This window comes from Micromonospora sp. KC723, assembly GCF_004348595.1.
Classification (GTDB): Bacteria; Actinomycetota; Actinomycetes; order Mycobacteriales; family Micromonosporaceae; genus Micromonospora.
On record NZ_SMKD01000235.1, the window covers coordinates 1 to 4,822 of the forward strand.

The 4,822-nt window shown below is 69.0% G+C and carries 5 protein-coding genes; all 5 read left to right on the forward strand.

Features of this window, described 5'->3' with window-relative positions; genetic code table 11:
- The coding region (locus E1165_RS27975) for a sensor histidine kinase (RefSeq protein ID WP_243705025.1) at positions 1-660 on the forward strand (660 nt) is incomplete at its 5' end.
- An 8-nt stretch (positions 661-668) separates the two neighbouring features.
- Positions 669-1,331, forward strand: coding sequence for a response regulator transcription factor (locus E1165_RS27980; RefSeq protein ID WP_132394695.1), 663 nt, complete (start codon positions 669-671; stop codon positions 1,329-1,331).
- 154 nt (positions 1,332-1,485) lie between these two features.
- Positions 1,486-2,358 carry a CPBP family intramembrane glutamic endopeptidase gene (locus E1165_RS27985; RefSeq protein WP_165945349.1) on the forward strand — a complete coding sequence of 291 codons (873 nt, stop codon included), beginning with the start codon at positions 1,486-1,488 and terminating at the stop codon, positions 2,356-2,358.
- A 295-nt stretch (positions 2,359-2,653) separates the two neighbouring features.
- On the forward strand, positions 2,654-2,884 hold the full coding sequence (locus E1165_RS27990) for a hypothetical protein (RefSeq protein ID WP_132394697.1): 231 nt from the start codon (positions 2,654-2,656) through the stop codon (positions 2,882-2,884).
- Between the two features lie 690 nt (positions 2,885-3,574).
- Entirely contained in the window at positions 3,575-4,819 is a 1,245-nt protein-coding gene (locus E1165_RS28000) for a sugar ABC transporter substrate-binding protein (RefSeq protein WP_243705027.1), read from the forward strand.
- Positions 4,820-4,822: the final 3 nt, after the last annotated feature.

The following is a 4,822-nucleotide window of genomic DNA, read 5'->3' on the forward strand; positions in this document are numbered from 1 at the left end:
CGGATGGTGGCACGGGTACGCCGCGAGGAGCGTCTCGCGCTCGCCGGGGACCTGCACGACCTGGTCGCCCACGACGTCACCGGCATCGTGCTGGAGGCGCAGGCCAGCCAGGTCGAGACCGGCGGGACAGCCGACCGCGAGACGCTGGGCCGGATCGAGGAGGCGGGACTGCAGGCACTCGCGGCGATCGACCGTACCGTCGACGTGCTGTGTGCGGATGACGGCGAACCCCGGCACGGAACCTACCGCGTCGCGGACCTGCCCGCCCTTGTCGGCCGATTCGGCAACGGGCGCACAACGGTGCGGACCGAACTGGCCGGGGACCTGTCCGATCGGGTACCCCGGGAAATCGGCGACGCGATGTATCGGCTCGTGGCTGAGGCGCTGACGAACGTGCGTCGTCACGCTCCGCACGCACGGGAGGTGAGCGTCACCGGATTCGTCGACGGCGAGAACGTCCTGCGGTTCGCGATTACCGACACCGGCAGGGCGGGCCGGCGCACCACCGGCTGGAGGTCCCGCCGCAGCGGGTTCGGCCTGGTTGGGCTGGCCGCCCGAGTTGAGGCTCTCGGTGGCACACTGCACGCCGGGGAGACGCCGGACGGCTGGTCGGTGACCGCCATGGTCCCGCTACCGTCTGCCAGTGCCGGACCGAGGTAGGGGCGACCATCAAGAGCAGCAGTATTCGGGTCCTGGTCGCCGACGACCAGGACACCGTGCGCCGCGGGCTGCGGCGACTGATCGACGGGCAGCCGGACATGTCCGTCGTCGGCGAGGCCGGCGACGGCTGGACCGCCGTGGAGCTGGCCCGGTCCCTGCGGCCGGACGTAGCACTGGTCGACATCCGGATGCCGGAACTCGACGGCCTGGAGGTGACCCGCCTGCTGGCCGGCCCCACGGTTGCCGTACCAGTCCGGGTGGTCGTGGTGACCACCTTCGACCACGACGACTACGTCTACGCGGCGCTACGCGGCGGTGCCTGTGGCTTCCTGCTGAAGCGTTCCGGACCCGCCCTGCTGGCCGAGGCGGTGCGGGCGGCGGTCGCCGGTGAGTCACTGATCAGCCCTGCCATCACGGTACGACTGCTGCGGCACCTGGCCGCCCCGTCGGCGCCGGCAGGCCGCTTGATGCCGAACGTCCTGTCACCGCGCGAGACCGAGGTTGCCCGGTTGATCGCCCGGGGCCGATCGAACCTCGACATCGCCAATGAGTTGTTCATCTCGGTCGGCACGGTCAAGACCCATGTGGCGAACATTCAGACCAAGCTCGGCACGGTGAACCGCGTCGGGATCGCCGCCTGGGCCTGGGAGACCGGCCTCATGCAAAGCTGACCCGCGCCCTTCGGCCGGCTCAGGATCCGTCCGAAGACAGATGGGCCCGGCCAGGCCAACAACCGATCCTTGGCGGCGACACCCAACGCCGCACGACAGGACCGTGATGACTGGCACCGCGCATTCCATTCCTCCCGTCCACCACGCCCCATTGGTGCGCCACACATCCCGAGCCGCCCGGGCGATCGCCCGCCGACCCATGACCTGGTTCTTCGTGCTGGCGTTCGCGCCGGCCTGGGCTTACGAGCTCATCTGCGTCATCGTGTTCCGTCTGCCGCTGATGCCGTGGATGATCGCCGCGCCGTTTCTCGGCCCGACCGCCGCCGCGTTCGTCGTCACCCACGCCGTCGAGGGTCGCGAGGGGGTACGCCGGCTGCTGCGGGACCTGATCCGCTGGCGGGTCGCGGCCCGCTGGTACCTGCTCGCCCTCGTCGGCGTACCAGCCCTGCTCACCGTCTGCGTGCTGCCGCTGCCCGGAGCCCTGAGCGCGCTCGACCCACAACCCGCCGCGATACCGACCTGGCTGGTCCTCTACGCGGTCGTGCTCGTCGTCGGCGGTCCACTCGGCGAGGAGCCCGGCTGGCGGTGCTTCGCCACGCCACGGCTACAGGACAGGTTCGGCCCCACAGTCGGTACGTTCGTCCTGGCTGTCCTGTGGGCACTCTGGCACCTGCCGCTGTCGCTGATCGAGGGCTACAACCACGCCGGCGCGGGTCTCGGCGGGATCATCCGACCGTTCCTGATCTTCCTGGCTTTCGTGATCTGCGTGTCGTACCTGTTCACCTGGGTCTTCAACCGCACCCAGGGCAGCGGTCCGATCGCGATCCTGCTCCACACGCCGCTGAACGTCTCGCTCCTGCCGGTGCTGTTTCCCACCGTGCCCGACTCGCTCCGATACCAGGTTTGGCAGGTCGTCGGGTTCGGGGTGGTTGCGGTCGTTCTCCTGGTACTCACCCGCGGACGGCTGAGCCTGGCCAGCGCGAGACACCGCGGCGCGGAAGAGCGCGCGCTCGCGAAAAGGTGCTGACCTCGCCAAGCGGTCTGGTCGGGTCCGCAGCGCCGCGGTCGCCCAAAAGGGCAGCGACGACGACCCGATCGTGGTGCGCCCGGATGCGCGCGGCCTGTATGACCCCGCCCTGGGCGTCGACTTCTGGCGTGAGCACCGTTCCGAGCGGCGGCGGTCGTCGGCGGGCGCCGCGACAGCCAGGACAACGAACGGTCGACGTGCGACAACTGCGGGCGGCCCATCCAGCGGCGTGCGGGCCGGTCCCGCTGGTGGCACGTGACCGGAGACGATGCGGTCCTGGGTTGCGGCTGGCCTGGTGAGCACGCCGTCGCCACCCCGGCCCGGCCCGGCCCGGCCCGGCTCCACGCTGCGCGTGCTGGTGCTGGCCCTGGTCGCCGCCGGGGTCAGCGAGGTCACCCTGTACGACGACGGGTTCGAGATCGACGGCCCGGACGACGTCCAGTTGGTGTTCGTGCGCGGCTCCCTCACCTCGGAACAGCACGTCACCCTGGCTCATTCAAAGGCCATGGGCCGTGATGGCCCGTAACAGTCGGTCGCCGAGTTCGGTCCGGGTCTCGTAGAGGTCATCGGGCAGCCAGGCCAGCTCGGTGGCGGTGGGATTGCCGGTGCCCGACGCCGAAACGCTTTCGTAGCTTTTCACGACCCCTGGTGGTCAGTTGCCCGCCCTCAAGACCGGTGGTGCCGGACGTAGACCGGGGCGATCGGGTCATCGTGAGAGCAGCTCGGACCTGCTGCCCCGACACCTTGCCGAAATCGTTTTCGTGCGACAGGCTGGCGGCGGGAAGTGATACGCACCACCTTGGCCGCGGCGGTCACGACGTGATGCACGAGCCGCGCCGGACCAGCGGGAGGCGGCGGCGATGAGGACGTAGCGGGCATCGCTCACGGAGACGGTGCAAGGTAGATGCGCCTTCGACACCCCTCATGGCCAGTGTGGACCCCACCGTCGGCGATACGGGCGTCATCACCTGGGTGGACAGTCGCGATCCGTGCCGCATGCCGTGGCCGCCGGTCAGTCATGGTTCGCCGAACGCGGTCGCTGGATCAACACCTGCTACCGGCTGGCGCAGCGGCTCCGGTCCCGCCTCGTCGAGAACGAACACGCGTCGGCTCGCGGAAGCTCAGCAACTCCCTTCGAAGGATGAACCCTAGGAGAAGAGTCATGAGAGAGACCTTGGGCAGGCGTTCTGCCCTACGTTCGTTGGCAGGAGTCCTCGTGGCGGCGCTGGCTGTCGGCGCGGCCGCGTGCAGCGGCGACGACCCGGGCGGCTCGAGCGCGGCCGAGGCTGGACCCAACGGCATCGATGACGGCACCGAGCTCACCCTGTGGACCCGCGCACCATTGGAGAAGCAGGCGAAGCTGCTCGTCGACGCCTACAACTCCAGCCACCAGAACAAGGTCAAGCTGACCGTCGTTCCCAATGACGACTACGTCGCGAAGGTCGGTGCGGCTGCGGGCTCGGGGGCTCTTCCGGACCTCTTCGCCGCGGACATCGTCTACGTGCCGAGCTGGGTGAACCAGGGACTGTTCCAGGACTTGAGCACCAACATCAACGGCCTTGGCTTCAAGGGCTCCATCAACAAGGGGCACCTCTCGGCCGGGACGCTCGACGGCAAGGAGCACGTCCTGCCCTTCGTGCTGGACCTGTCGATGCTGTTCTGGAACAAGCAACTGTTCCGGGACGCCGGGCTGAACCCGGAGAAGGCCCCGGCAACCCTCCAGGAGTACGCCTCCGCCGCCAAGGCGGTCCAGGCATTGAAGAAAGACGGCGTGTACGGCACGGCGGCCGGTTTGAACTGCGGCGGATGCCTGGTCTTCACCTGGTTCCCCGCCATCTGGGCCGGCGGCGGTGAGGTGCTGAACGGGGACGGCACTGAGTCCAAGCTCGCCGACGACACCGCCCAGAAGGTCTACCACACCTGGCGGGACCTGTGGACGTCCGGCGCCGTGCTGCCCTCCTCGGCCGGCGAGACCGGCCCCACCTGGACCGCCGGATTCACCGAGGGCAAGGTCGGTCTGATGTTCTACCCGGCGACGCTGCTCTCCTCGACCCCGTTCGACGTGGGTGTCGCCGGTATTCCCGGCCCCGACGGTGGGGCCTCCACCTTTGTCGGTGGTGACGGCATCGGTGTGTCCAAGGACTCGAAGAAGGCGGCGCAGGCCTGGAACTTCCTGAGCTGGATGATGTCCGAGGACGCCCAGGTCGAGGTGCTGGCGAAGAACAAGGACGTGGTGTCGCGCGCTGACCTCGCGACCAACAAGTACGCCGCCGAGGACCCGCGGCTGGTGACCATCAACGAGGTGGCCGGCAAGGGTGACACTCCCGTCGCGCTGAACTTCCAGCAGGCGTTCAACGCGCCGAACAGCCCGTGGCTGACCCTCGTCCGTAACCAGGTGCTCAACGGCAGCGGCGACCTGCGGAAGGAGAACGCCGAGATCACCGCCGTGCTCAAGCAGTAGACG